Here is a 25,344-nt window from a genome sequence, read left to right on the forward strand (position 1 = left end):
AGCTGAAACCGAGCAATATAGAAGGGAGATCGAGATGGGAATTTTCGATAATGCGGTACCAGGCGGAAATATATCGAAGCCGCTGATCATTGCGCTTGGAGCACTTCTGGTCGGTAAAATGCTGAGCGGCGGCTCGAGCCAGCCCGCGCAGGCTCCCGACAATCCACAAACGGCCGACAACGGCAATACAGCAGCCGGCGGCGGGCTTCTCGGCGGGCTCGGCGGTCTCCTGAACAGCCTGACCAATGCGGGCCATGGCGAGACGGCAAATTCCTGGCTTCAGCCGGGTGAAAACAAGCCCATCGCACCCGGCGATCTGGGCAGCGCGCTCGGCCAGAAAACCATCAGCGAGATTGCCCAGCAAACCGGGATGAGTGAACAAGACCTTCTCGCGCAGCTGTCGAAGATCTTGCCGGGCGTGGTCGACCAGCTCACGCCGAACGGCCAGGTGCCCAGCACGCAGCAGATTGCTTCGCTCCTGAAATCTTCTTCATAAACACCAGGCTGGCCGGAACGGGTTTCGTTTCGGCCAGCCTTTGTTCGGTCGCCGGGGATCAGGCGACGGAAAGTTCGGTCTTGCGCGCGTTGACGCTGGCGAGCCGCATCACGACGAGCCCGAGCAGCGGGAAGGCGCCGCCGATCCATCCCAGATATTCAAGGCCCAGGTTGGCGATGATCAGCCCGCCGATGAACGACCCCGAAGCAATGCCGAGATAGAGCGCCGAGCCATTGAGCGACAGCGCGAGCGGCGCACTTTCCGGGGCGATCGCCAGAACCCGGCTGGCCTGCGCGGGCGGGAACATCCAGGCGGCAATTCCCCAGAGAACCATGATCGTCATCAGCGCAGGACCGGCGATTTCATGCGGCCATTGCATGATCCAGCTGATCGCCATCAGCGATGCGGCATTGAGGAAGGAGGCGGCGATCACCGTGCGCGTCGGGCCGAAGCGATCCGACAATTGTCCGCCGACAACATTGCCAAGCGCAGCACCAAGACCAAAGGCCAGCAGCACCAGCGGCACCATCGCGCGGGAAAGGCCGGTGCCCTGCACCGCGATGGCGGCGATATAGGTGAAAACGATGAAGCCGCCGGCCATGTAGAGCAGCATGGTGACAAGCGCTGGCAAGAGCCCGGGGTGGCGGATCACGCCGAGCCGCTGCCGCAGGGTCAAGCGGTCGGCGCGCAATCCGCGCGGCAGGAGAAACCAGACGAAGGTTGTCGCGGCCGCCCCGATCAGGGCAATGAAGATGTAGGTGCCGCGCCAGCCGGCAAACGATGCGATCAGCGCGCCAAGCGGCGCACCGAAGGCCACCGCCAGCGTGGTCCCGCCGACGATGACGGAAATCGCCCGCGCCCGGTGATGCGATTCAGAGATGGCGACGGCCGTTGCCTGCGCCGTGGCCGCGTATAGGCCCGCCGACATGCCGATCAGCAGCCGGGCGGCCGTGAGAAACGCATAGGACGGAGCAAATGCCGCCAGAATTGCCCCGATGACGAAGGTGGTGGCACTGCCTGCCAGGATAACGCGGCGGTCTGCAGACCCGGTAAGAGCCGCAAGAACCGGCGCGCCCAGCGCATAGGCAAGCGCGAACATGACCACGAGATAGCCGGCCTGAACCAGCGTCACGCCGGTATCCCCGGCAATCTGCGGCAGAAGGCTGGCGACGACAAAACCCTCAATGCCAATGGCGAATGTACCCAACGCCAGACCGACAAGGCGAATGTCCATGGGAGATATCCTTTGTTCAATGATCCTTGAACTATTGAGCTCACCGGCATGTGAAGTCAAGAACAAAGTTCAACGATTATTGAACATTGAACTTTTCCCGCGTACTTGCTACGTAGGAGGGCATGACCCATCCCCTGTTTCATCCGGATGCTGAAGAGATTTCACTTCCCGCCATCTTCACAGCGCTTGGCGACGAGACGCGTTTGAACATCATCGCCATTCTCGCGCGCAACGGCGAACGCGCCATGACATGCGGGCAATTTACCCAGCTTGGTTCCAAAACAGCCCTGAGCTATCATGTCGCCAAGCTGCGGGAGGCAGGCGTGATCAATGTGCGGCCCGATGGAACGAAACGGTTTCTGACCTTGCGCCGTGCCGATCTCGACAATCGCTTCCCCGGCTTTCTCGACTCCGTCATCGCCTCGGCAAGCACGATGCCGTTGCCTGAAAGCCAGCCTCCGGCCGATCCGGCCGAAACCCGGGGAGAAACCGAATGGACATAAAATCAAGCGGCTCCATACCGACGCGCCGCGCGCCGGAAGAATGGTTCACCGGCACAGTCTGGCAGGACCCGATCATCCAGACCCCTTCCCCGGCGCGGCTGATCGCCGTGGTCGTGCATTTCGAGCCGGGCGCCCGAACCGCATGGCACACCCATCCGCTTGGACAGACCCTTTATGTGGTTTCCGGTGCGGGCCTCGCGCAGGTCTGGGGCGAGCAAATCCGCGAGATCAGGACTGGTGATGTCGTCTGGATTCCGCCCGGCGAAAAACACTGGCATGGTGCGGGTCCGGCAAATTCCATGTCGCACATCGCCATGCAGGAGGCATTGGACGGCAATGCCGTCGAGTGGATGGAAAAGGTTTCCGATACGCAATATTCCGGCGCACAATAATCTGCTAGCATGTGTGCAGGTGTAAAAACCCGGCTTTGCGGTTGCGTTGAAAGGAAAAATCATGGCGTTCGAAGACATCAAGGCACAGATCGCACTCCTGCTTGAAGAGATGGTGCAACGGCCGGCAGACGCCCATGAAATTCACGAGACTCTGCGTGAGCATCTCAACGAACTGAAAGCCATGGGCATGCCGCTTCCCGCGGACCTTGTCGCCCTCGAGAAGCAGCTGGAAGTCGACTTTGATTCCTGAACGGCACGCTTAGACGGACCCTTTGAAAATATCCTTCTTCAGATCGGGGTGCGATGTGAACAGGTCCCCCCGCCCGGGACGGCCGTCCCTCATGCCGATGTCGCGCAGCATGTGATCGGAAAAATCCCCGGCATTGACGGTGATCGGCACGGTGGGCCTTACCAGCGCCCGCCTAAGGGTCGCGAACCAACCCCAGCGGGATCCGGGGTTGTCTATGGATGTGCAGTGCGATGGTGAGGGGTTCATGACCTCAACTCCGGTTTGTATGCGACGTTCATGTCTTGGGTCTGCATTCAATGCGCCTGTTCGCGCTTGTTTTCCAACAAAACGACGAGTATCTTCCATAAGGACAGCTTATGGATCATGCCGATGAATCTTCCGCCCCTTGCCGCTATCCGTGTTTTCGAGGCCGCTGCCCGCCATGGCAATTTCACCAAGGCGGCGGAGGAGCTCGGCATGACGCAAGCCGCCGTCAGCTATCAGATCAAACTGCTGGAAGAGCGGGTGGGATCGCCGCTGTTTCTGCGGCTGCCGCGTCAGGTTGTCCTGACGGAAATCGGGGCGCGGCTGGCCCCGGCAACGACCGAGGCATTCGAAATCCTGCGTGCCGCCTTTGCAACGACACGCGAAAGCGCCGACGGCATCCTGACCATCGCGACGATTCCGACCTTTGCCGCCACGTGGCTGGTTCCGCGGCTGGGTTCGTTTCAAATGGAGAACCCGGCACTGGCCGTACGGCTGAAATCCGGCCGCGAAATGACGGATTTCGTGCGTCAGGAGGCGGATGTCGGCATTCGCAGCGGCACAAAGGAGTGGCCCGGCCTGGTCTGTCACAAGCTTTTCCAGGCCTATTTCACGCCCATGCTGTCACCGGCACTCGCCGCCTCGGTCGGCGGTGTCAAGACACCGACCGACCTGCTCAAACTGCCCATTCTCGACCCCGGCGACCCCTGGTGGAACATCTGGTTCAGCCTGGTGGGTATCGAAAAGCCGGCCCTGCGCGGCGACCTGCGCAATCGGCTGGGCGATCAGCATCTGGAAGGGCGGGCGGTGCTGGCCGGACAGGGCGTGGGAATACTGACACCGTTCTTCTTCCAGCCCGAGCTGCAACAAGGACAGCTTATCCAACCCTTCGATATTGTGGGATCGTCAGAGCACGCCTACTGGCTGGTTTATCCGGAAGCCCGGCGGAATGTCCCGAAAATCCGCGCGTTCCGCGACTGGATGCTGGGGCAGCTCGGTGCGGTAAAGATATAGCAAGGATGCGGCAGAGCGTTGAGCCCCGCCGCAGCGATCCCTAGAAAACTGCGAGATAGCGCAGCAGCGAGATAATCCCGATCACCACAACGATCACCTGGACGATCTGTTTGGCGCGGCCATCGAGCGGCAGCATCTGGACGAGATAGAGCACAAGAAAGATCACCAGAACGGTGATCAAAAGGCTGATAAGAATGGACATTGCAAATTTCCTGTTTTCGGGATCAGAACGATCGTAGCGTGGCAAAACTCTTTGCTGGCTATTTTTGTTCCATGCAAACAGCAGTCCACACGCTGCAATATCCGGACGTGCTGCCGGCACCGGATGCTTCGCGCAATTTCGAACCACCGTGCATTGCATTGCCGGTTCAGTTGCTGATAGCTTCGCCATCATCCCCGTTTCTCAGGATTCTTCCCATGCGCTCGCTGTTTCATCTTGCCTACCACGTCCATGATCTCGACAAGGCGCGCGGCTTCTATGGCGATATCCTTGGCTGTGCCGAGGGGCGAAGCACCGATAGCTGGGTGGATTTCGATTTCTTCGGTCATCAGATCTCGCTGCATCTCGGCAAGCCGTTCGAAACGACCAACACCGGCAAGGTGGGCGATCACATGGTGCCCATGCCGCATCTCGGCGTCATTCTTCCGCTGGAAGACTGGAATGCCCTTGCCGACCGGCTCAAACGCGCAAAGGTCGACTTCGTCATGCCTCCCGTGGTGCGGTTCAAGGGCGAACCGGGCGAGCAATGGACCATGTTTTTCCGTGATCCCTCGGGCAACCCGATCGAAGTGAAGGGCTTTGCGGATTTCGCCAGCGTCTACGCGAAATAGCGGCCGCCATGGAATTCAAGCCATCAAACCTGAAGGCGGCGTTCTGGATGTCCGGGTCGCTGGCCGCCATTCTCATGATGGCGATCTCCGGCCGGGAAGCCTCAAAGGAACTCAACGTCTTCCAGATCATGGAAATGCGGTCGCTGATCGGGCTGGCCATGCTCTATCCGTTGATCCGGTCTTCCGGCGGCGTGCGCGCCATGCGGACCGGCCGCATCTGGCAGCACGTCGGACGCAATACCGCCCACTATGCCGGCCAGTTCGCCTGGCTGCAGGCGCTGTCCATGATCCCGCTGGCGCAGGTGATCGCCATTGAATTCACCACACCGGCCTGGACGGCCGTCATGGCCGTCGCCTTTCTCGGCGAGCGGTTCAATCTCTGGCGCACGCTGACGATCCTTCTCGGCATCATCGGTGTCGTCATCATCGTGCGCCCCGGCATCGGAACGATCGAAATGGGACAGTTGATCGTGCTCGGCGCGGCGTTCACGTTCGGCATTTCCTTCACCATGGTCAAATCCCTGACCCGCACGGAAAGCGTGGTGAAAATCATCTTCTGGATGCTGGTGATCCAGTCAGCCATCGGATTGCTGCCGGCGCTGCATGTCTGGCAGTGGCCGACCCTGCATGCCTGGCCCTGGGTGGTGATCATCGCCTTCACCGGCACATTCTCGCATTTCTGCATGGCGAAGGCCCTGCTCTATGCGGATGCCACCGTGGTGATCCCGATGGACTTTCTGCGCGTGCCGCTCATGGCCGTGCTGGGCTGGCTCATCTATGCGGAACGGATCGATATCTACACGGCGCTCGGCGCAGCCCTCATCCTTTCGGGCAACCTTCTGAACCTGAAAAACAAGAGCGTGCCGGCAAAGGCCATTCAAGCGGATTGAAACGTTTCATCCGCTCGAAGCCGTTGCAATCGATGCTCAGGCCTTGCCGAAAAGGGTCGGGGCATCGCCTGCCTGCCATTTCGGATATTTCAGCATCACCGCGTCGAACCGGCCGGATGACACGAACTCATCCAGCCACCGCTTCACGTGCGGCCGGGCAAGCCCGCTCCACCAGTCCGCATCCACGCTGGCAAACTGCCGGACAAACGGCAGGATCGCCATGTCGGCAAGCGACGGCGTCGCCCGGAAGAGACAGCGCGACCAGGCCAGCCGTTCCTCGTATTCATCCAGTATTGCCACGACTTTTTCGCGTTCTGCCAGCGGATCGGTTTTATCAAAGCGGGTTGGGTATTTGTAGCGGTCAAGGCTGCGCTTGAACGGTCCGTCATTGCGGGCAATCCAGCCGCCATCATCCACCTCAAGCCAATGTTCCGGGTCATGCTGGCTCAAGGCCCAGCGCATGATGTCGAGGCTTTCATCAATCACTGTCCCATCGGGCAGCAGCAGCATCGGCACCGTTCCCGATGGCGAAACACCGAGAAACTCCGGCGCCTTGTCTCTCAATACGATTTCCCGGAGCTCACAGGCCTGGTGCGCGGCCTGAATGGCGAGCCGGGCCCGCATGGCATAGGGACAGCGGCGAAAAGAATACAGGACTGGCAGAGCAAGAGTCATGGGGACCTCGGTTGACACAAGTTTTCATGAAACCGGTGCCGATAACAAGCCTTGCGTGTGCATCGCCCTGATCCATGAATTCAATTCATGATTATCCCGCGATATCACACGATTATCAATGGAATGCGCTTCGACCATATTCAGCGCAACCGGATTGCCATCCGTCATCATTCCATTCGCGGGCCGGACCGAATTCCCGCCTGCCATTCAAAGGACAAGACAATGCCTCTCGCACTTCTGGCGTTGACAATCAGCGCCTATGCCATCGGCACGACAGAATTCGTGATCGTTGGCCTCCTGCCCACCGTTGCCGGCGATCTCGGCATCACCCTGCCGCTCGCCGGTCTCATCGTCAGCGTCTATGCGCTGGGTGTCACCTTCGGCGCACCGGTTCTGACCGCCCTCACCGGCAAGATCGAGCGCAAGCCGCTCCTGCTCGGCCTGATGGCGCTTTTCATCGTCGGCAATACCGCTGCGGCGCTTTCGCCAACCTATGAACTGCTGCTCGTCGCCCGCGTGCTGAGCGCCTTCGCGCATGGCGTGTTCTTCTCGGTTGGTGCCACCATCGCCGCCGATCTGGTTGCACCCAACAAGCGCGCATCGGCCATCGCCATGATGTTCCTCGGCTTGACCGTCGCCATCGTCACCGGCGTTCCGCTTGGTACCTTCATCGGCCAGCAGCTGGGCTGGCGTGCAACATTCTGGGCGGTTGCCGGCCTTGGTGTCATCGCCTTCATCGCCATTGCCGTGCTTCTGCCTGCTACCATCGCCAAGGCCGCTCCTGCACGCCTGATCGACCAGGTTCGCGTGCTGGGCAGCGGACGCCTGCTGCTCGCCTTTGCCATGACCGCGCTCGGCTATGGCGGGACCTTCGTTATGTTCACATTCCTTGCCCCGGTGCTGCAGGAAATCACCGGCTATGCAGGCTCGACTGTCAGTCTCATCCTCGTGCTGTACGGCCTGTCGATTGCCGTGGGCAACATGGTTGGCGGACGTGTGGCCGACGGCAACCCGGTTGGCGCGCTGGTCGTGATGTTTGCTCTGCAGGCGCTTGTGCTGGCCATCTTCACTTTCACGGCTGTCTCGCCGGTCTGGTCGCTGGTCACGCTGGCCGCCCTCGGTGCACTGTCCTTCTCCAATGTCCCCGGCCTGCAGCTTTATGTGGTGCAGCTGGCGAAGATCCACACGCCGGAGACGGTCGACGTTGCCTCGGCACTCAACATCGCCGCATTCAACCTTGGCATTGCCGGAGGTGCCTTCCTCGGCGGCATCATCGTGGCGTCGCCCCTCGGTCTTGGCGCGACACCATGGGTCGGCGCCATTCTCGTGGTCGGCGCCCTTGGGCTGACACTCTGGAGCCAGGCGCTCGACCGGCGCGCTGCAACGCAGGTTCTTGCTGCGACCTAGAGCCTTTCCCCGCGGGGTGACACGCCCCGCGATTTTGATACAGTCCGCATGAGATTCGCAGGGAATTGATCATGCTGGCCGACATTATGTTGCCCCTGAAGCTGACATTCCGGCTGTGGCTGAGGTTCTGGCCACAGCTTTTTGCCGTCCTGCTGCTTGGGGTCATTGCATCGCATGTGCTGATGCAACTGGCCGTCGACGCTGCCTACATCAATCACTATGCGGGACTGGCCTTACTGACACTGGTGGCTCTTGCGCAGCTTGTGACAACCGTTTCCATGATCCAGATTGTCCGGCCCGGCCTGCCGGCATTGAACGCGGCACAGGAAAACGTCGCGACGGCGGACCCGGACGATGACACGCGCCGCGGATTTTCGAGACTGGCCGCCATGGTCTCTGTCGCGCTCATCCCGTTCTTTGCCTATTACGCCGCCTGGGGCTTTCTGGGCAATACGGTGCGGCAGTATTCACGCGCCGCGCTCGACCAGATGCCCTTCGGCGAAAGCGGCGGCAATGTGCTTGATGTGCTGGATTCGAAATGGCTGCTTCTGTCCGTTGCCATCTCCTGGGTCATCCGCAAGCTGGCAAAAACCATGAAGGAAAAGACTGGCCGTTCCATCTGGCAGATCATCATGGTGGTGTGCGAGACCAACTGGGTTTTCATCGGCCTCTACATCATCAGCCGCTGGAAGGACAGCTGGATGAAAGCCCTGAGCGAAGGCAATCTCTGGACCTACGCCAAATCCCTGCTTGCCGGTCTGCCGGAGCCGGTTGCATCGACCCACGCCGCAGCACTCATACCCGTCGAGCAGGTTCCCGAAGCGTTCGGCACCGTCGCGATCGGCCTGTTCTTCCATGCGCTGTTACCGGTGATCTGGCTTGTGATGGTGGCCTTGGTCTATGGTTACGACGTGCGCGACGAAAAAGAACTTCTGCATCTGCACCGCCGCGTCGAACAGTTCGGCGAGCGCTACAAATCGATCCCGAAATTCCTGCGCGACTTCGTGGAGCATTTCATTGGCGGCTACCGCTCGCGCTACCTGCCCATCGCCAACGGCGTCAAGCTGACCCTCAACGCCGGACTGCTCCTCATCCTCACGCTGATCCTCGGATATCGTTTCATTGAGTGGGCCGCCGCCTGGATGTGGCTGGGCACCGCACGGCTGATCGGCCCGCATGCGCTGGACGTCTGGCAAGCCCTTTCCAACGGTGTCAGCTTCCTGTTTGGCAGCCCCCTGCAGGATTCATCGACCGGGATACTGATCGAACCGCTGCGCATCTGCTTTCTTGCCGCAATTATGGAAACGGCATTCTCGATGCGGCGCAATCCGCAGCTAGCAGAGGCGGAACCGGTCGCTGCCAGCAGCTAGCCCAACTATTGCGGACGGGCAAAGCGCAGATAGTAGGGCCGCTCGCTGCGCATGCCGATGGTCGGTCTCAGCTCCCCAACGACATTGGCGGGGACAAGATAGGTCTCCTCGACCACCCGCCGCATGCCCTGGCTGCCCCCGGCAAAGATGGTCGAGGTGCAGGTTTCTATACCCTCGGCGGGACGCGGCAGGCCGGGCACCGAAGCTGGCGACCAGGATCGCCCGGTTGCGTCCACAAGCCTGATCGAACACATCAGCCAGAGATTTTTCAGGTCCGGATCGCCGATTTCGACCATGAAACGCGCAATGACCGGAACGGCATTTTTCGGCAATGCCCCCGGTTTCAAGCCCTCGGTGACCGTGCGCAGCTCGATAAACTGCCAGTCGCTGCCGCCGTATCGGGCACTCTGGCCAGCCGCGACGTCAATCGGCACGACATTGTTGCTCTTTCCCATTTCCTTGACATCGCTGTACGACACGACGAACAGCGCAAGAGGAATGAGCAGCATCAGCGCCCACAGGCTGCGCCGGCGCCAGCGGCGTTCCGAAAGATCCGGCGTCTCGTCAAGCGCAAGGGTCATGCGATCAGTTCCCTGAAACAGGCACGGGTTTTGCAAGATCATAGCTGTCCGCTATCAGCGGTTGGCCGTCGTTGAACTTTCTGAAATCATCGATGGCGATGCGTGCCTCGGAATCGAGCCGTGGCGCCATCCGGCTGGAAAGCGTGAACGTTGCCCCATTCACTTGATCCGGCAGTATCTCGAAGACAAAACGAACTTTCCTCGGCATGCCCGGATCAAGCATCGGCGGCATCTGGCTGCTCAGGGTGCCGATCCGATCGGTTTTTTCGTAATGCAGGCCCGTCGGGCCCACCCATGTCGCTGCAGCAACCGTTGTCGATGCAGTCGTTGCCGCCAATTCCGTTGTCGCCACAGCCCAAAGGCCCGATGTCGTCAGTGTCTTGCGCTGCCCGTACTGCGTGAACGCCAGTTCGCGGGAAAAATCCACCTGGTCCAGCCTGAGGTCGACCAGCCGGGTATGAACCGTTTCATGCATCTTGCCATAGGCGGGGATAGGGCCGGTCAAATCCTCGTAATGCGGCTTTGTCTGCTGCATGGCATACAGCACAATGACGGCAAGACAGACCACCAGAATATTGCCGAGCGGGCGCATCAGCCCTGTCCTCCGGCGAGAGCCAGACTGGCCTTGGCTGCCGTGTATGCGTTGAACCATCCGGGCATGCCATACAAATTATCGCGTTGTTTGAACTTCTCCGCCTCGATGCTGAAATCTATCCGGCCTTCGGGTATCGCCGTTGCCGGCATCAGCCAGACATAGGCCATTTTTTCCGGCAGTCCCGGCTGGAGCGCCGGCATCAGCGCGTCATCCCGCACAAGATAGATCATCGGTTTTTCCGCCTTTGCCCCAATTCCGGGAGGCAGATGGACTGTGCTGTAGTAGCTTTTGTCCGACCGCGTTGTCCGGTTCATCAGCTCGACCTCAAGCACCAGTGCCTTCTGATCCGCCTTCGGCGTCAGACCATGGATTTTCTGATCCGTCACCCATACTTTCAGAGGCTTGATGCGCCACTTGCCGGCATCAAGCGACTGTCCGGGAAGAATTTGGCTGACGGCAGCCTGCGGCTGCGCTTCGAATACTCCGAGGGCCACGGCCACTGCGAGCGCGGCAAACGTGCCGAGGCCAGCGGTTATCCAGGCGCGTGCCTTGCTGGGGAGATTGCGCACATAGGACCACATCGGGCGATCTTCCTCCGATCAGCGCCATGGCACGCGCTGAATTCTGAGTCGCATTCCGTGGAACCATGCAACGGTTGCGCGCTGCATGGCAAGTCCTGACCGCATGAGGCGGGTCAGCGTGAGGCAGCCATGGGCAGATAGCTATGGACCAGATCGACGACCTGCTGGTCGCGCGCTCTTGCCGTGTCGCCGCCCATCACCACCGCAACGAGCTTGCGGCCATTGTCATTCACCGATGTGACGATGTTGAAGCCGGAGGCGCGGACATAGCCTGTCTTGATGCCATCGGCACCGTTGAGCTTTGCCAGGACGCGGTTGTGGCCTTCCACCAGCCTGCCGTTGAACATGAAGTCATGCAGCGAAAAATAGTAATATTGCTGCGGGAAATGCCGGCGCAGCGCCATGCCGAGCAGCGCCATATCGCGGGCGGTGGTGACCTGCATGGGATCGGGCAGACCCGAGGCATTGTTGAACGTCGTGCCCTTCATGCCGAGCTGCCGGGCCTTGGCCGTCATCAATGCGGCGAACTGCGGTTCAGAGCCGCCAATGGCTTCGGCAAGCGCAACGGCAACGTCATTGGCCGACTTGACCACGATCGCCTTGATCGCCGTATCCACATCAATCGACTGACCGGGCCGGAAGCCAAGCTTGCTCGGCGCCTGGGAAGCGGCGTGAGCGGAAACGGGAATGACCGTGTTCTTGGTAAGACGGCCGGATTCCAGCGCTTCGAACGTCAGATACAACGTCATCATCTTGGTCAGCGAGGCCGGGATGCGCGGAAGGTCGGCACTGGCCTGGTAAAGCACCGCACCGGTACTGCCATCGACGACAATCGACGCGGACTTTTCCGTGATGGAAGCGGGCACGGTCGTTGCGACCGGCTGCAGCGCCGACGTGGTCGTGCAACCGCTCGCCACGCCAACAACCAGAACAAACAATGCCACACATTTTGACATCAATGACAGAGGGTAAAAAACACGCGGCACGTTCATTTTGAGCGGTCTGATTTCCAAAGGTGGAGATGAATGGTTTTTAGCGCATCATTGTTAATAATCCGCTGCTCTGCCACCCTGTTAGCGGATTTCCGCCGCCAGACCAAGCTGTGGCGTGACGGCAAATGGTCGCCGGGCCCTCAGGCAGTCAGAACGACCTTGACACTGCGCGATCTGTCCAGCGCCACGGCGAAGGCTTCGGGGGCCTCTTCAAGCGGGAATTCACCCGTGACAAGCCGCAATACGCCGATTTCTCCGGAGACGATCAGTTCAACGGCTTCGTAGAATTCTTCGCCGAAACGGAACGTGCCTTTCAGGTCGAGTTCCCGCGCCATCACCGCATTGGCGGGCACCGGAATAGAGCCGCCGGGCAGGTTGCCGACCTGCACAACCGTACCGCCGCGCCGCACGGTGCGGATGGCCGAGGCAAGGCCAGCGGCCGTTCCGGAAATTTCAAAGCCGACATCGAACGGCGTCGCGACTGCCAGTTTGGCAAGCTTGTCCTCGCCTTCCGACAGGTCGAACACCCGGTCGGCACCCAGTTCAAGCGCGAATTTCAGCGGAGCGGCGGCGAGATCGACCATCGCGACGGATTCCGCACCGGCATGTTTCAGCGCCAGAAGGGTGAGAAGCCCGATCGGACCCGCACCGAATATGATGGCTGAATGCCCTTTGACGTGTCCCGCCCGCCGCACCGCGTGCAGGCACACCGCAAGCGGTTCGGCCAGCGCCGCCGCCTGAAACGGGAAATCCCTGGGCACCTTCACGCATTGCGCCGGCGTTGCATCAAAAAAACTGGCAAAGCCGCCCTGCATGTGCGGCGTCTTCGATGCCGAGCCCATGAAATAAATATTCTCGCACAGGTTGGCGCGTCCCTCGTGGCAGTAGGCACAGGTGCCGCACCAGCGCGACGGGTTGACCGCGACACGGTCGCCAATGCTCAGCCCCGTGACTTCAGACCCCAGCTGCATCACCTCCCCCGCCACTTCGTGACCGAGGATCAGCGGCGATGTCACGACGAAATCGCCGGTCCTCGCATGACGGAAATAGTGCATGTCCGAGCCGCAAATGCCGCCTGCGCCGAAGCGGATGCGCACCATATTGGGCTTCAGCGCGGAGAGCGTATGTTCCGCCATACGCAAATCCTCCGGGCCGAAAAGGGTGGCAGCAATTGTCTTCATGTGATCCGTCCCGAAATGGTGATAACGGCGATCGTATCGAGAAAATGGCGGACAAACAACACGCGCGGATTGATCGGGACCGGGAGCATCCGCAGCGGCCGCCAGCGGCCGGGGAGCGTCCAAAAATCGCCCTGCAGACCTGTGGAAACGGCATTTGTTACAGAGTGTTGCGGAAAGTGATTGCCGGGGAAGCCGCCGAACAGGCTATGAGAAGAGATTAACAGGCCGTAAACGGTCGCTCAGAACTGGTGGACAATGGTTTCAAACATTCGATTGCTGCGCCCGCTCGCCTGCCTCGGTCTGGTACTGAGCCTGGCAGCTTGCACCACGGCCAACCCGACATTGCCGACCAGCACAGCGTCGATTCCTGTTCCTGAGACTGCACCGCGCACCACCGCGCTGACCGTGACCGGCGCGCCTGTACAGATGGCCTATGCCGGCCCCGCGGCCAACCCGGCCGCCCTCGCAACCGCCAATGCCACGGCGCAGGTTGCCCCGGCCGAGACAGCTAAAATTGCCGCACCGGCAAAGAAAGAGACCTACGGCCCGCGGGTCGACAATCTGATTTCACAATATTCTGCCGCCTATGCGGTGCCGGAAGCGCTGGTGCGCCGTGTTGTCCACCGCGAAAGCCGTGGCCGTCCGGAAGCCCGCAACGGCAAGTATTGGGGCTTGATGCAGATTCTGCCGTCCACCGCCCGCGCCATGGGGCACAACGGCACGCCAAAGGACCTGCTCGATGCGGAAACCAACCTCAAATACGGCGTGAAATACCTGGCCGGTGCCTACAAGGTTGCCGACCGCAATTTTGACCGCGCTGTTCGCCTCTATGCCAGCGGCTATTATTATCAGGCCAAGCGCAAGGGCATGCTGGATGAAACCGGCCTGAAGGGCGGCACCACGCCTGTCCAGTCCACGCAGATTGCTTCGCTGCCCATGGCACCTGTGCCCGCAATCAGCCAGCCGGCCGCGACGGTGCAGACGGTGGCCTATGCGCCGGACCCGGCTCCCGTGCGTCCCGGCTTTATCGCCATTCCGGCTGATCGCCCTTACGGGCTATAAACCCCACTTATCAACGCCTAGTTGAATAATGAGCCGATTCATGGCGTTGTGTGCTCAATCTGGAGCACACACATGGGTCTTTCCATCATTCTGTCGATCATCGCACTGGTTGTAGCGGCCACGGCGCGTCAGCAAGTAACCGCGCTGCGCAAGCAGGTCGAAGAATTGCGACGGCAGATTGCGGAAAAAACGCAACCGGCACCGGCAGCCAGCGATACCGCAAAGCCGATTCGCCGTTTCCGGGCCGACGAGGCCTTGACGGAGGCACCGGCACGCGCAGTTCCCCCGGCCGAGCCCGTGGGAACACCGATACCGGCCATGATGGCATCAGCGCGGCTGGACCCGAAAAAGGTGGCGCAAATCATGTCGGGCAAGCCGTCGGCAACGCCTGTCACCGTCCGCGCAACACCGGCACCATCCGTACCGGCAGCCCGGCCAAAGAAGACCTACGGCGATTTCGAGCGGTCGCTTGGCCGCAACTGGCCCGTGTGGATCGGCGGCGTTGCGCTGTTCCTTGGCGGTATCTTCGTCGTCCAGTATTCCATCGAGAACGAACTGCTCGGCCCTGGTATCCGGCTCTGTCTTGGTGCGATTTTCGGCCTGCTGCTTCTTGGCGCGGGTGAATATCTGCGCCGCAAGGAAAAGCCGCTTGGCCTGTCCGTCGAGGGCCCGGACTATATCCCGGGTGTTCTCACCGCCGCGGGATCAGCGGCCCTCTTTGCCGTCGTCTATGCCGCCCACGGCATCTATGGCTTTATCGGCAGTTCGACCGCCTTTCTCGCATTGGGCGCCGTCGGCCTTGCCACCCTTGCCCTCGCCATCAAACACGGCCCGTGGATTGCCGGCCTTGGCCTTATCGGCTCCTACCTGACACCGGCACTGGTCAATGCACAGGCACCGGCACCCTACAGCTTCATGACCTATCTGTCGGTCGTCACGCTCGTCGCGGTTGTCCTCGCCCGGGCGAAGGCATGGCCGTTGATCGGCGGCGCGGCGATACTTCTCGCGGCGCTCTGGGGGGCGGCCTATACCGGGTTCGACCCCATGCCGAATGGCGGGGCCCTTGGCTTGTTGACGGTCAGCGTGCTGGCCCTCTCCGTCTTCAGCCATCTGAAGCCGGCCGGCTACACCCTGTTCGACCGTACCGAGGAACCCTGGTACGATCCTATCACCATAGCGGGTGCCGCCGGTGTGGTTCTTCTCGGTCTTGGCTATGTCTCGCACGATCTTTTCGGACTGGCATCGTCGCGCTATCTGGTCCTGGCAACACTCATTATTGCCGTGTCGGCATTGGCACCGCTCCTGATACGCCGGGCCCTGCCCTTCCTTGTTCCAGCCGCCCTCATCGCGCTTGTTCCGCTCTCCCTCGCGGATATGCATCATCTGCTGGACAGCGGCTACAACAGTTCGGGATTGTCGCTCTACGATCCGGCGAAATATCGCAGCTTTGCCATAGTCATCGCACTTGCCTTCACCGCCATTGGTGTTCTTGCGGCAACGGTGCTTGCGCGGTTGCCTGATATCGTGCGCGGCCTTGCCTATGCGGCGCTGGGAACCGCCATTCCCTTCGTGATGATCACAGTGATGCTCTATATCTTCGGCAACACACCTGCCGCAACCGAAGAAATACTCACCGTCGGGCTCGCAATCACCGGCTTCGGCGCTGCGACATGGCTGACGCGCCTGTGGAAGGACGATGTGAAGCCGGCATCCCCGGCATGGCTGTTTGACGCCGCATCCATCGGTTTCGCTGTGCTCGCCCTTTTCGTGGTGTTCGACCCGCAATGGCGCGTTCTGGCCGCCTGCGCCCTGGCGGTTGTCTATGCCTTCGCCACACGGACCCGCCTTGCACCGGTGCTGCGCTTTGCGCCGGCGGTGTTTGCCGTTGTCATCCTCGGGCATATTCTCTTCGATCCGACGATCGTCGGCAGCGACCGCCTGTCCACCACGCCGTTCTTCAACCAGCTCCTGCTCAATTACGGCGGTTTCTTCGCGGCCATGATCGTTGCGCAGCTCGTGCTGGCCAAAGGGATCAAGGACACCGCTTACCGGCTTGCACAGGCCCTTGCCGTGCTGGCAGGCTTCGTGCTCGTCAATATCCTCGTCCGCCACTGGATGAACGGGGGCACGCTCGACAGCGGCGGCGATGTAACGTTGAGCGAGCAGTCACTCTACACGCTCATCGCACTCGGCGGATCATTGTCGCTGATGATGCTGAGCCGAGGCGGCCAGGACTGGCTCTACCGCATCGCCGCGCTCATTGTCGGTTACATCGGCATCCTTGTGGCCGTCACCCAGCATTTCATTCTCCTCAATCCGCTGTTTGATGGCTCGGTCGGCGGCGGCCTGATCTTCAACAGCCTGTTCATGGGCTACCTGTTGCCGGGCCTTCTGGCGGCCCTCGTGGCGCTCAACGCTTTCGGCGAACCGCAGATAAAGCTGTTCGGCTTGCCGCTGGTCATGGCGCAGGCCAACCGCCCCCGGCATTATGCCATGGCCCTGGCAATCCTGTCCGGCCTCATGCTGTTCACATGGGTGACGCTCACCATCCGGGTATTCTTCTGGGGCAGCAGCATTCATCTGTGGAAGGGCGTGGATTCGATGGAAATGTTCACCTACTCGGCCGTCTGGCTGCTGTTCGGCCTTGGCCTCTTCGGATTGGGCGCGTGGCGGCAGAACAGGCCATTGCGCCTGATCTCGGCTCCGATCGTGTTCCTTGTGATCGCCAAGGTCTTCCTGCTCGACATGTCGAACCTTGAAGGCATCCTGCGGGCCCTCTCCTTCATCGGATTGGGTCTGTCGCTGGTTGGCGTCGGCCTGTTCTACCAGCGCATTCTCAATGCGGGGGCGGCAGCTACGCCGCCCACCAGCGATGAAAATGGTGCACCGGGCCGCGCCCCTGACCCACATTGAGCCCGTCGGCGGCAGCCATGGCTGCCGTCAGATAGGCTTTCGCCTCGCCGATTGCCGCCGGCAGATCAAGACCCTTGGCCAGCCCGCTGGCAATCGCCGCCGCCAGGGTGCAGCCCGTGCCGTGGTCATGGGTGGTGGCGAGCCGCGGTCCGTCGAAGCGCGTGATAGACGCACCGTCGAACAAGAGGTCGGTACTGAGGCTTGTATGCCCGTGACCGCCCTTGATCAGCACCGCCGCCGGGCCAAGCTTCAGCAGCAGCTCCGCCTGCCGCGCCATCTCCCGTTCGGTTTCCGCTACGCGGGTGCCAGTCAGCAACGCGGCTTCCGGCAGATTGGGCGTGAGCACAAGTGCCAGCGGCAGGAGCTGTTGGCGCAGCGCCTCCACCGCCTCCGGCTGCAAGAGCCGATCGCCCGATGTTGCCACCATCACCGGATCGACAACTGCCTTGCGCTGCCAGCGGTTCAAGGCTTCCGCGATGGTGTCAATGGTTTCGACCGTGGAAACCATGCCGATCTTGATCGCCCCGACCGCGATATCCGAGAGAACGGCATCGATCTGGGCGCGGATGATAGCCGGGCTCAGGTTCTCGATGGCGGTGACGCCCCGGGTGTTCTGTGCGGTGATCGCGGTCAGCACGCTCGTGCCATAGACACCGAGCGCCGAGAACGTCTTGATGTCGGCCTGGATACCGGCGCCGCCGCCGCTGTCGGAACCGGCGATGGTCAGGGCAATGGCGGTCATGCGGTTGCCCTCAACGCCTCGTCGACGGCATCGCGAAGCACCTGTGCGGCGGCGCGCGGATCCGCCTGACGGAAGATCGCCGAAATCACCGCAACCCCATCGGCACCCGCGCGAATAGCCGGGGCGACCCGGCCGAGATCGATGCCCGCGATGGCGCCGACCGGCAGGTCGGGCTTTGCCGCGCGGATGATGGCGGCCAGCCGGGCAAACCCGTCAAAACCGATCGGACCGTCGGGGTTGTGCTTGGCAGGGGTTTCAAACAGGCCGCCCACGCAGGCATAGTCGATGGCAGAGCTTATGGCCGCCTGCGCATCCGCTTCATTCTTCACCGTCAGGCCGATGATTGCATCGGGGCCAAGCAGCGTGCGGGCGTCGGCGACCAGCATGTCCTCGCGCCCTATATGCACACCCTCGACACCCGCCACCAGCGCGACGTCGATGCGGTCATTCACAAGCAGGGGGATGCCTGTGCCGTGCAGGGCCGCATGGATGGCACGGGCGCGCTCCACCATCTTGCGCGTCGGCGAGTTCTTGTCGCGATACTGGATGATCGTGGCGCCGCCCCGCGCGGCCTGCAAAGCCAGGGCACCCAGATCGGCATCACCGCCGATGGCATCGACATCGACAATGGCATTCAGGCGGAAATCTACTTTTGGCATGGTCTTTTTCTCCGAATAAATCGTTTCACTGCAGTTCAACGGCGAGGTCATCCACCTTGGGTACGGACTTGATCAGCCCCGCCTCGTGCATGAACACGCCGAGCCGTTCGTAACGGCTGCGGTCGAGGGCGGCCGGACGCTTGGCAAAACGCGGCAATGTATCGATCCATGCCTGCCGGTTCAGCGCATTGTCGAGATCGGGATAGGCCTTGACGAACAGCGACCAGGACTCATCGGGATGGTTGGTCAGATAGATCGCTCCCTTTTCCACGGCGCCGATGAAACGTTTCAAACGGTCGTCTTTCGCCAGATCGGGATGGGTCAGGAAGATCAGCTCGTCATAAACGGGAACGCCATGCTCCTCGGGAAAGAATGCCGTTCCCTTGTGGCCTTCCTGCGCCATCTGCGTCAGCTCGAAATTGCGGTAGCCGCCCACCGTGGCATCCACCTGATTGGCGATCAGCGATGCCGACAGGGCGAAGTTGACATTGATCAGCTCGACATCTCCCGTCTTCAGGCCTTCGGATTTCAGCATCGCGCCGAGCATGGCATCCTCAAAACCAGCCACGGAAAACCCGACTTTTTTGCCCTTCAGGTCCTTCAGGCTCTTGATCGGGCCATCGGCGAGGACGGTCACCGTGTTGAGCGGCGTCTCCACCAGTGTGCCGAAACGCACCAGCGGCAGGCCTTCATCATGGCTGAGATAGAGGTTGGGCTGATAGCCGATGGCGATGTCCGCCTGCTTGGCCGCCACGAGGCGCGGCGGCGCTGCCGGATCGGCCGGCGGGATCAGGTCCACGTCCAGTCCCGCTTCGCTGAAGAAGCCCTTTTCGCGGGCGATAACCAGCGGCGCATGGTCGGGATTGACGAACCATTCCAGCAGGACAGACAGCTTGTCTGCCGCTGCGGCGGGAGATGCGAGGAGAGACAAGGCGGTTAGCAGGATGATGGCGGGGGCAAACGCGCGGCGGCGAAACATGGGCATTCCTTTATCAACGGGACGGGAAAACGGGGCGGTCATGATGCCTGCACCCAGGGCGTGAGACGTGCGGCGAAGGCATCGACGAGGAAACGCAGAACGATGGTCAGAACGGCGAGGATGATGAGGGCGGCAAACAGCGTATCGGTCTGCATGCGGGCATTGGCCTGCAGCATGACGAAGCCAAGTCCGCGCGAGGCACCGACCCATTCGCCGATCACGGCGCCAATGGGGGCAAAGACCGCCGCAACACGCAGGCCCGAACCGAGGCCGGGCAAGGCGCTGGGCACGCGGATGAGGAACAGTGTCGCCAGCGGCGAGGCCTGTGTCAGGGCGGCGGCATCCAGCAAGTCCTGACTGGTCCGTCGCAGTGCATCGGCAAAGGACGAGGCGACGGGGAAAAAGATGATCAGGCTGGCCATGACGACCTTCGATGCGAGGCCGAAGCCGAACCAGAGAACCAGAAGCGGCGCAATGGCAAAGACCGGAAGCGCCTGCAGGACAAGCAGGAGAGGCCAGACGATCTGGCCGAAACCCGGCAGGCCGGCCACCAGAAGCGCAACAAGGATTCCGGCGATGGCACCGAAGAACAGCCCGAGCACGATCTCAAGCACCGTGATGGCGGCGTTGCTCAGGAGATAATGCTGCTGCTCGACCAGGGCGGCAATGACAGAACCGGGGCCAGGCAGGATGAAGCGCGGCGGCTGCAGCATCCAGACAGCGAGCTGCCAGCACGCAAGCACAGCCAGCAGGGCTCCGGCGATGCGGACGAGCATGCGCATGGCGGCCCGTCACAGACTCGGCGATTGGTGGTTCAGCGAAAACGGCATCTGCAGGACTCCATCAAACGTGTGGAGATCCGGATATGTGCGAAGACAAGGCAGAGTGCGTGAAGAATGCTCAATTCCCGTTCCTACGCCGGCATAACCCGGATCAGGTTCAAGGGTCCAGCTCGACGCTATCTCAGCACTGTACAGTGCCCCCCTCGGAATAAAGTCATGATGGAGCGGCGGGGGCGTAAAGTCAATCGCGCCGCTTGAGGATTGCCGGCATTAGTTGGTCAGTCGGACATTCTCACCATCAACAGCTTTGCACCCGGAAATAACCGTGTAGAAAAGATCTTGCTGGTCCCAGCCACCGCCATCTTCCCAAGCATGTTCGTGAGATTGCTTATCGCAACTGAGCAGATCCGTTAACTTTGTATCACCATTTTTCTTCAGCTGCACACCGTCAACGAAGAGATGATCCACAGTATTTCCATCGTTGGTTTGGTATGTTGCATCATAATTCTTATATCCGCTCGATGCAGTTTTACACGTAACGGTGTTTGTATTAGCTGTGGAATTATAACGGCCGACATCACAACCGTCCTTTTTGACTTCCATCTTGATATACAGTGTTTGGTAGTCGCCGAGCACAACGTTACCGTCAGCCGGACTCATAGTTTTGACCCCTGTTCCTCGCCAATTGAGGGCAGTCTTGTCTTTGGCCTCATACAACACGGTGCCTAACGTCACTTCCTTATTTGAACCAGGGCGAGTGACGACAATCGAAACCTTTTTGGCCCAAATGCCGTACATGTCCTTCAAAATGATCTTGGCTTCTGACGGTTTCAACGGCGCCAGCGCAGTTGAAGTTACACCAATCTGGACTGACTTCTGGTTCAGCAACGACATGAAGAGGGTATTGGTCTGCCCTCCCAGATTGACGGTAACCTTCTGGTCCTTTGCACTGAAATTGACACTGACCGCGCTGGCCTTGTCCCCAAGGTTGGCACGCAAAAAGGCCCGTGCCCTGTCCTCGGCAGCCTGTGCGTTGCCACCCGTGAAGACGGACGCACCGGCCAGCGCCGCTGTGTCAGCGGCGTTCTGCAAATTGACTCTTTCATTTGAGGCAACGGTATAGTCAAGGGCAAGACCGGTCATGCCCATAAGCGGCACAAGCAGCAGACCGAAGGTCAGTGCCGTGGCCCCACGCTTGTCTCTCAGGAATTGTTTGAATTTGCTCATAGCCCGCTCCGGTTGTTGAGCGAACCATGAAGGCCATGCCGTAAATGCCTGCTTAGCAAATTCGTTCAGATTGTCTCAATCTGCGATAAGTCGTGCACCATGGTAAAAATCCGATAAAGCACGACCTAGGCAGCGGGTGCGCCCGGCCGCACAAAACCCTCGCTGGCAACGAGCAGATTGCGCGTATAGGCCTGCGTCACCTTGCGGGCGGCAAGATCGGCGGCGGAAAGGCGCTCCACCTCGGCACCGCTCTGCATGACCATCAGCCGGTCGCACATGTGGGTGACCACCGCCAGATCGTGACTGACCATCAGGAAGGTCAGCTTGCGGTCGCGGCGTATCTGTTCCAGCAGGTTCAGCACTTCGGCCTGTACGGATGCATCGAGCGCCGACGTTGGTTCATCGAGCAGCAGGATCGACGGCTCCAGGATCAATGCCCGGGCGATAGCGACACGCTGGCGCTGGCCGCCGGACAGCTGATGCGAGTAGCGGAAGCGGAAGCTGGAGCCGAGACCCACCTCGTCGAGCGCGCGCAGGATTCGCTTTTCAATGTCGGTAAATCCGTGGACCGCCAGTGGTTCCAGCAGAAGCCGGTCGACGGTCTGGCGCGGGTGCAGCGAACCATAGGGGTCCTGGAACACCATCTGCACTTCACGATAGAACGCCTTGGTGCGCTTCTTGTCCAGCAGCTTGCCGTTCACGGTGATCGAGCCGCCGCTGGTCGGCGCAAGCCCGGCAACCGCCCGCAGCAATGTCGATTTTCCGGAGCCTGATTCACCGACGAGCCCGAAGGATTCACCCGGCATCACATCGAGGCTGACACCCCGCAAGGCACGGAAACGGTCGAACGTGACTTCAAGCTTGTCGACGACAAGCGCTTTGGCAGGAGATGTCGTCATGCCGCCCACTCCGGCTTGCGATCAAGGACAGGGAGAGGATGGGTATCGGCACCAATTTTCGGCATGCAGTTCAGAAGCCCCTGCGTATAGGGATGTTTGGCATTGTGCAGGTCCTTGGCGGCGATCTCCTCGACGATATGGCCCGCATACATGACGATGACCCGGTCGCAGAACGACGAGACCAGCCGCAGATCGTGCGAAATGAAGATCAGCCCCATGCCGCGATCGCGCACCAGATTGTCGAGGATGGCAAGAACATCCAGCTGGACAGTCACGTCGAGCGCCGAGGTCGGTTCATCGGCGATCAGCAGTTCCGGGCCGGTGATCAACATCATGGCAATCATGGCGCGCTGCCCCATGCCGCCCGAAACCTCGTGCGGATGGAGATCAAAGACGCGCTCGGGATCGCGGATCTGCACGGCGGCCAGCATGTCGAGCGCGCGCTTGCGCGCCTCGGATTTGCTGACCCGTTCGTGGGTGCGCAGCGTCTCGACGATCTGCCGCCCGATGCTCATGACCGGATTGAGCGAATATTTCGGGTCCTGCAAAATCATGGCAATCCGGTTGCCGCGCAGCGACCGCCGTTCGGCAGCCGAGACTTTCAGCAGGTCGATGCCATCGAAATTCAACGTCTCCGCGGTAATTTTCGCATGCGGCGGTGTCAGCCCCATGATGGCGCGCCCGGTCTGGGACTTGCCCGAACCGGATTCGCCGACGATACCGAGACGTTCGCGGCCGAGCGTAAAGGATACGCCGCGTACGGCATCGACCACACCCGTCCGGGTCGGAAACTGGACCCGCAGGTCCTTGACAGTCAAAAGGGTGCTCATTGGTTGTTGCCTCGCGGATCAAGCGCATCGCGCAGGCCATCGCCCAACAGATTGAAGCCAAGGCTGACGATCAGGATGGCAAAGCCCGGTGCTGCGGCAACCCACCACTGATCCATGATGAAACGGCGGCCCGACGCAATCATCGCCCCCCATTCCGGCAATGGCGGCTGAGCGCCGAGACCAAGAAAGCCAAGACCCGCGGCAATCAGGATGATACCGGCCATATCCAACGTCACACGGACAATCAGCGACGACAGGCAGAGCGGCATGATGTGCCGCAGGACGATGCGGACCGGCGAGGCCCCCATCAGGCGGACAGCTGCAATATAGTCGGAATTGCGAATCGTCAGTGTTTCGGCCCGCGCGATACGCGCATAGGGTGGCCAGGACGTCACGGCGATGGCAAAGACCGCATTTTCGATGCCAGGTCCCAGGGCTGCGACCAGCGCAAGCGCAAGAATAAGCTTTGGGAAGGCCAGAAAAATATCGGTGAGGCGCATGAGGATGGAATCGACCCAGCCTCCCGCATAACCCGCGGCAGTGCCGACGATCAGGCCAATGGGTGCTGCGATGATCGCTACGAGTATCACGACATAGAGTGTGAGGCGCGAGCCATAGATGAGGCGTGAGAGAATATCACGGCCCTGATCATCGGTGCCGAGCCAATAATCACCACCGGGTGGCAACAGGCGCGCATTGCGCAGGTCGCCGATAACGGGTGAATGTGGCGCAAGAACATTGGCCAAAGCTGCAACCACCAGCAGGGCGACGATAATGGCAAGGCCGGCAAGCGCCAGCCGGTTGCTGGCGAAGCGGCCCCACACCAGATAGGCGCGGCCAAGCCTTGCCTGCAAGCGCGATTGCGGACGGTCACTCATCAGCCATTGACGGCGTGACATGGGTGGAGGCGGTGTATGGATTGTCTGGCTCATCGTGCGCGCGTCCGTGGGTCAAGCGCCTGATACAGAAGATCAGACAGGAGATTGATGGCAATGAACACTGCGCCAATGATGATGGTGCCGCCAAGGACCGCGTTCATATCCGCGTTTTGCAGGGAATTGGTGATGTACAGGCCGAGGCCCGGCCACGAGAAGACGGTTTCGGTCAGGACTGAACCTTCAAGCAAATTGGCATAGGACAGGGCAATGACCGTCACCAGTGGCACGGCGGCGTTGCGCAAGGCGTGGGCCCAGATGATGCGGGTTTCCGACAGGCCCTTGGCACGGGCGGCAACGATATATTCCTGTTCCAGCTCATTGAGCATGAAACTGCGGGTCATGCGGCTGATATAGGCAAGCGAGAAATAACCAAGCAGCGAAGCGGGCAGGATGATGAATGAGAAGATATTCCAGAAGGCGTCCCAATTGCCTTGAAGCACTGCGTCGAGAAGATAAAAGCCGGTGATGGGCGTAAAGGTGTATTCATAGATGACGTCGATGCGGCCCGGCCCCGAAGTCCAGCCAAGCTTGGCGTAAAAGACCAGCAACGCCAGCAATCCAAGCCAGAAGATCGGCATGGAATAGCCGATAAGGCCGATAAGACGCACGATCTGGTCGATCAGGCTGCCACGTTTGACCGCGGCAAGGACCCCAAGCGGTACGCCGAAAAGCGTGCCGATGAGCGTGCCGAACGTGGCAAGCTCCATGGTGGCGGGAAACACCCGGCGGATGTCGGTCATGACAGGATTGGAGGTCAAGACCGAATTGCCAAAATTACCCTGCAGCGCGCCTTTCACATAGATGAAAAACTGCTCATAGAGCGGCAGGTTCAGGCCATATTCCTCACGCACGCGCTCGACCACATGGGCCGGAGCCCGATCGCCGACGATCGCCAGGGCGGGATCGATGGGAATGACCCGTCCGATAAAGAAGGTCACGGCGAGAAGGCCGAGGAACGTGATCGCGCCAATCAGCACGAAGCGGCCAATAGCAATGGCAAGGCCGGAGGCCCAGGCGCCTGAACGCCTGGCCTCCAGTTGTGTTTCGGTGGTCGTCATAATTTCAGCCTTGGGCGCTT

Annotated in this window: 29 protein-coding genes and 1 riboswitch; of the genes, 11 read left to right on the forward strand and 18 right to left on the reverse strand. The window is 60.7% G+C overall.

All coding sequences use genetic code 11. From position 1 onward, the window contains the following. The first annotated feature begins 34 nt into the window (after nucleotides 1-34). Nucleotides 35-496, forward strand: a complete 462-nt coding sequence (locus tag J1W56_RS04945; RefSeq protein ID WP_105737885.1) for a YidB family protein — start codon at nucleotides 35-37, stop codon at nucleotides 494-496. Between the two features lie 58 nt (nucleotides 497-554). Here J1W56_RS04945 and J1W56_RS04950 read toward each other — a convergent pair whose 3' ends face one another. Beyond that, on the reverse strand, nucleotides 555-1,730 hold the full coding sequence (locus J1W56_RS04950) for an MFS transporter (protein WP_223612178.1): 1,176 nt from the start codon (nucleotides 1,728-1,730) through the stop codon (nucleotides 555-557). Between the two features lie 122 nt (nucleotides 1,731-1,852). Here J1W56_RS04950 and J1W56_RS04955 point away from each other — a divergent pair, with 122 nt between their 5' ends. The 3 genes from J1W56_RS04955 (at nucleotide 1,853) to J1W56_RS04965 (ending at nucleotide 2,875) form a co-directional block, all read left to right on the forward strand. Then, nucleotides 1,853-2,233, forward strand: a complete 381-nt coding sequence (locus J1W56_RS04955; RefSeq protein ID WP_223612179.1) for an ArsR/SmtB family transcription factor — start codon at nucleotides 1,853-1,855, stop codon at nucleotides 2,231-2,233. Next, nucleotides 2,224-2,625 carry a (R)-mandelonitrile lyase gene (locus tag J1W56_RS04960; protein WP_223612180.1) on the forward strand — a complete coding sequence of 134 codons (402 nt, stop codon included), beginning with the start codon at nucleotides 2,224-2,226 and terminating at the stop codon, nucleotides 2,623-2,625. The genes J1W56_RS04955 and J1W56_RS04960 overlap by 10 nt, the downstream gene beginning before the upstream one ends. A 61-nt stretch (nucleotides 2,626-2,686) precedes the next feature. Then, a complete protein-coding gene (locus tag J1W56_RS04965) occupies nucleotides 2,687-2,875 on the forward strand; it encodes a hypothetical protein (RefSeq protein WP_223612181.1) in 189 nt (62 codons plus the stop codon). 9 nt (nucleotides 2,876-2,884) lie between these two features. Here the strand turns inward: J1W56_RS04965 and J1W56_RS04970 are convergent, their stop codons facing one another. After that, complete coding sequence (locus J1W56_RS04970; protein WP_223612182.1) at nucleotides 2,885-3,025, reverse strand: hypothetical protein; 141 nt, start codon at nucleotides 3,023-3,025, stop codon at nucleotides 2,885-2,887. Nucleotides 3,026-3,238: 213 nt separating this feature from the next. Between J1W56_RS04970 and J1W56_RS04975 the strand changes: the two genes are divergently transcribed. Beyond that, nucleotides 3,239-4,132: a LysR substrate-binding domain-containing protein gene (locus tag J1W56_RS04975; RefSeq protein ID WP_223612183.1), complete on the forward strand. Its 894-nt coding sequence runs from the start codon at nucleotides 3,239-3,241 to the stop codon at nucleotides 4,130-4,132. Between the two features lie 40 nt (nucleotides 4,133-4,172). Here the strand turns inward: J1W56_RS04975 and J1W56_RS04980 are convergent, their stop codons facing one another. Further along, nucleotides 4,173-4,334: a Thivi_2564 family membrane protein gene (locus J1W56_RS04980; protein WP_182548090.1), complete on the reverse strand. Its 162-nt coding sequence runs from the start codon at nucleotides 4,332-4,334 to the stop codon at nucleotides 4,173-4,175. A gap of 215 nt (nucleotides 4,335-4,549) precedes the next feature. On the opposite strand from J1W56_RS04980, the gene J1W56_RS04985 reads away from it, so the two are divergent. Then, complete coding sequence (locus J1W56_RS04985) at nucleotides 4,550-4,963, forward strand: VOC family protein (protein ID WP_223612184.1); 414 nt, start codon at nucleotides 4,550-4,552, stop codon at nucleotides 4,961-4,963. An 8-nt stretch (nucleotides 4,964-4,971) separates the two neighbouring features. Continuing rightward, a complete protein-coding gene (locus J1W56_RS04990; RefSeq protein WP_223612185.1) occupies nucleotides 4,972-5,853 on the forward strand; it encodes a DMT family transporter in 882 nt (293 codons plus the stop codon). A 36-nt stretch (nucleotides 5,854-5,889) separates the two neighbouring features. Here the strand turns inward: J1W56_RS04990 and J1W56_RS04995 are convergent, their stop codons facing one another. Then, nucleotides 5,890-6,528 carry a glutathione S-transferase gene (locus J1W56_RS04995; protein WP_223612186.1) on the reverse strand — a complete coding sequence of 213 codons (639 nt, stop codon included), beginning with the start codon at nucleotides 6,526-6,528 and terminating at the stop codon, nucleotides 5,890-5,892. Nucleotides 6,529-6,750: 222 nt separating this feature from the next. On the opposite strand from J1W56_RS04995, the gene J1W56_RS05000 reads away from it, so the two are divergent. Then, entirely contained in the window at nucleotides 6,751-7,935 is a 1,185-nt protein-coding gene (locus J1W56_RS05000; protein WP_223612417.1) for an MFS transporter, read from the forward strand. Nucleotides 7,936-8,006: 71 nt separating this feature from the next. Continuing rightward, nucleotides 8,007-9,305, forward strand: a complete 1,299-nt coding sequence (locus J1W56_RS05005; RefSeq protein WP_223612187.1) for a hypothetical protein — start codon at nucleotides 8,007-8,009, stop codon at nucleotides 9,303-9,305. Between the two features lie 5 nt (nucleotides 9,306-9,310). On the opposite strand, the gene J1W56_RS05010 is transcribed toward J1W56_RS05005, so the two are convergent. From J1W56_RS05010 to J1W56_RS05030, 5 genes are all read right to left on the reverse strand, one after another. Continuing rightward, on the reverse strand, nucleotides 9,311-9,886 hold the full coding sequence (locus J1W56_RS05010) for a hypothetical protein (RefSeq protein ID WP_223612188.1): 576 nt from the start codon (nucleotides 9,884-9,886) through the stop codon (nucleotides 9,311-9,313). 4 nt (nucleotides 9,887-9,890) lie between these two features. Further along, nucleotides 9,891-10,478, reverse strand: a complete 588-nt coding sequence (locus J1W56_RS05015) for a hypothetical protein (protein WP_223612189.1) — start codon at nucleotides 10,476-10,478, stop codon at nucleotides 9,891-9,893. Continuing rightward, the gene (locus J1W56_RS05020; RefSeq protein ID WP_223612190.1) at nucleotides 10,478-11,062 is read right to left on the reverse strand and encodes a hypothetical protein; all 585 of its coding nucleotides are present in this window, start codon (nucleotides 11,060-11,062) and stop codon (nucleotides 10,478-10,480) included. Before J1W56_RS05020 ends, J1W56_RS05015 begins: the two co-directional genes overlap by 1 nt. 113 nt (nucleotides 11,063-11,175) lie before the next feature. Then, nucleotides 11,176-12,054, reverse strand: a complete 879-nt coding sequence (locus J1W56_RS05025) for a D-alanyl-D-alanine carboxypeptidase family protein (protein ID WP_223612191.1) — start codon at nucleotides 12,052-12,054, stop codon at nucleotides 11,176-11,178. 140 nt (nucleotides 12,055-12,194) lie between these two features. Further along, entirely contained in the window at nucleotides 12,195-13,235 is a 1,041-nt protein-coding gene (locus tag J1W56_RS05030; protein WP_223612192.1) for an L-idonate 5-dehydrogenase, read from the reverse strand. A gap of 255 nt (nucleotides 13,236-13,490) precedes the next feature. Between J1W56_RS05030 and J1W56_RS26060 the strand changes: the two genes are divergently transcribed. After that, nucleotides 13,491-14,297, forward strand: coding sequence for a lytic transglycosylase domain-containing protein (locus tag J1W56_RS26060; protein ID WP_319025516.1), 807 nt, complete (start codon nucleotides 13,491-13,493; stop codon nucleotides 14,295-14,297). Nucleotides 14,298-14,369: 72 nt separating this feature from the next. After that, nucleotides 14,370-17,210 carry a DUF2339 domain-containing protein gene (locus J1W56_RS05040; RefSeq protein WP_223612193.1) on the forward strand — a complete coding sequence of 947 codons (2,841 nt, stop codon included), beginning with the start codon at nucleotides 14,370-14,372 and terminating at the stop codon, nucleotides 17,208-17,210. Here the strand turns inward: J1W56_RS05040 and thiD are convergent. From thiD to J1W56_RS05085, 9 genes are all read right to left on the reverse strand, one after another. Next, entirely contained in the window at nucleotides 17,152-17,952 is an 801-nt protein-coding gene (thiD, locus tag J1W56_RS05045) for a bifunctional hydroxymethylpyrimidine kinase/phosphomethylpyrimidine kinase (RefSeq protein ID WP_223612194.1), read from the reverse strand. The genes J1W56_RS05040 and thiD overlap by 59 nt on opposite strands. Further along, nucleotides 17,949-18,611 (reverse strand): thiamine phosphate synthase, encoded by a 663-nt coding sequence (thiE, locus tag J1W56_RS05050; RefSeq protein ID WP_223612195.1) that lies wholly within the window; start codon nucleotides 18,609-18,611, stop codon nucleotides 17,949-17,951. Before thiE ends, thiD begins: the two co-directional genes overlap by 4 nt. Before the next feature lie 25 nt (nucleotides 18,612-18,636). Next, nucleotides 18,637-19,590 (reverse strand): ABC transporter substrate-binding protein, encoded by a 954-nt coding sequence (locus J1W56_RS05055; protein WP_223612196.1) that lies wholly within the window; start codon nucleotides 19,588-19,590, stop codon nucleotides 18,637-18,639. Nucleotides 19,591-19,628: 38 nt separating this feature from the next. Continuing rightward, complete coding sequence (locus J1W56_RS05060) at nucleotides 19,629-20,372, reverse strand: ABC transporter permease (protein WP_223612197.1); 744 nt, start codon at nucleotides 20,370-20,372, stop codon at nucleotides 19,629-19,631. A gap of 111 nt (nucleotides 20,373-20,483) precedes the next feature. Next, a riboswitch (TPP riboswitch) is annotated at nucleotides 20,484-20,586 on the reverse strand. Between the two features lie 56 nt (nucleotides 20,587-20,642). Continuing rightward, nucleotides 20,643-21,599 (reverse strand): TadE/TadG family type IV pilus assembly protein, encoded by a 957-nt coding sequence (locus J1W56_RS05065; protein WP_223612198.1) that lies wholly within the window; start codon nucleotides 21,597-21,599, stop codon nucleotides 20,643-20,645. Between the two features lie 125 nt (nucleotides 21,600-21,724). After that, complete coding sequence (locus J1W56_RS05070) at nucleotides 21,725-22,498, reverse strand: ABC transporter ATP-binding protein (RefSeq protein ID WP_223612199.1); 774 nt, start codon at nucleotides 22,496-22,498, stop codon at nucleotides 21,725-21,727. Beyond that, nucleotides 22,495-23,328: an ABC transporter ATP-binding protein gene (locus tag J1W56_RS05075; RefSeq protein WP_223612200.1), complete on the reverse strand. Its 834-nt coding sequence runs from the start codon at nucleotides 23,326-23,328 to the stop codon at nucleotides 22,495-22,497. The genes J1W56_RS05070 and J1W56_RS05075 overlap by 4 nt, the downstream gene beginning before the upstream one ends. Beyond that, nucleotides 23,325-24,260, reverse strand: a complete 936-nt coding sequence (gene nikC / locus J1W56_RS05080) for a nickel transporter permease (protein WP_223612201.1) — start codon at nucleotides 24,258-24,260, stop codon at nucleotides 23,325-23,327. Before nikC ends, J1W56_RS05075 begins: the two co-directional genes overlap by 4 nt. After that, nucleotides 24,257-25,324 carry an ABC transporter permease gene (locus J1W56_RS05085; protein WP_223612202.1) on the reverse strand — a complete coding sequence of 356 codons (1,068 nt, stop codon included), beginning with the start codon at nucleotides 25,322-25,324 and terminating at the stop codon, nucleotides 24,257-24,259. The genes nikC and J1W56_RS05085 overlap by 4 nt, the downstream gene beginning before the upstream one ends. Nucleotides 25,325-25,344 lie beyond the last annotated feature (20 nt).

The organism is Phyllobacterium calauticae (assembly GCF_019991125.1).
Lineage (GTDB): Bacteria > Pseudomonadota > Alphaproteobacteria > Rhizobiales > Rhizobiaceae > Phyllobacterium > Phyllobacterium calauticae.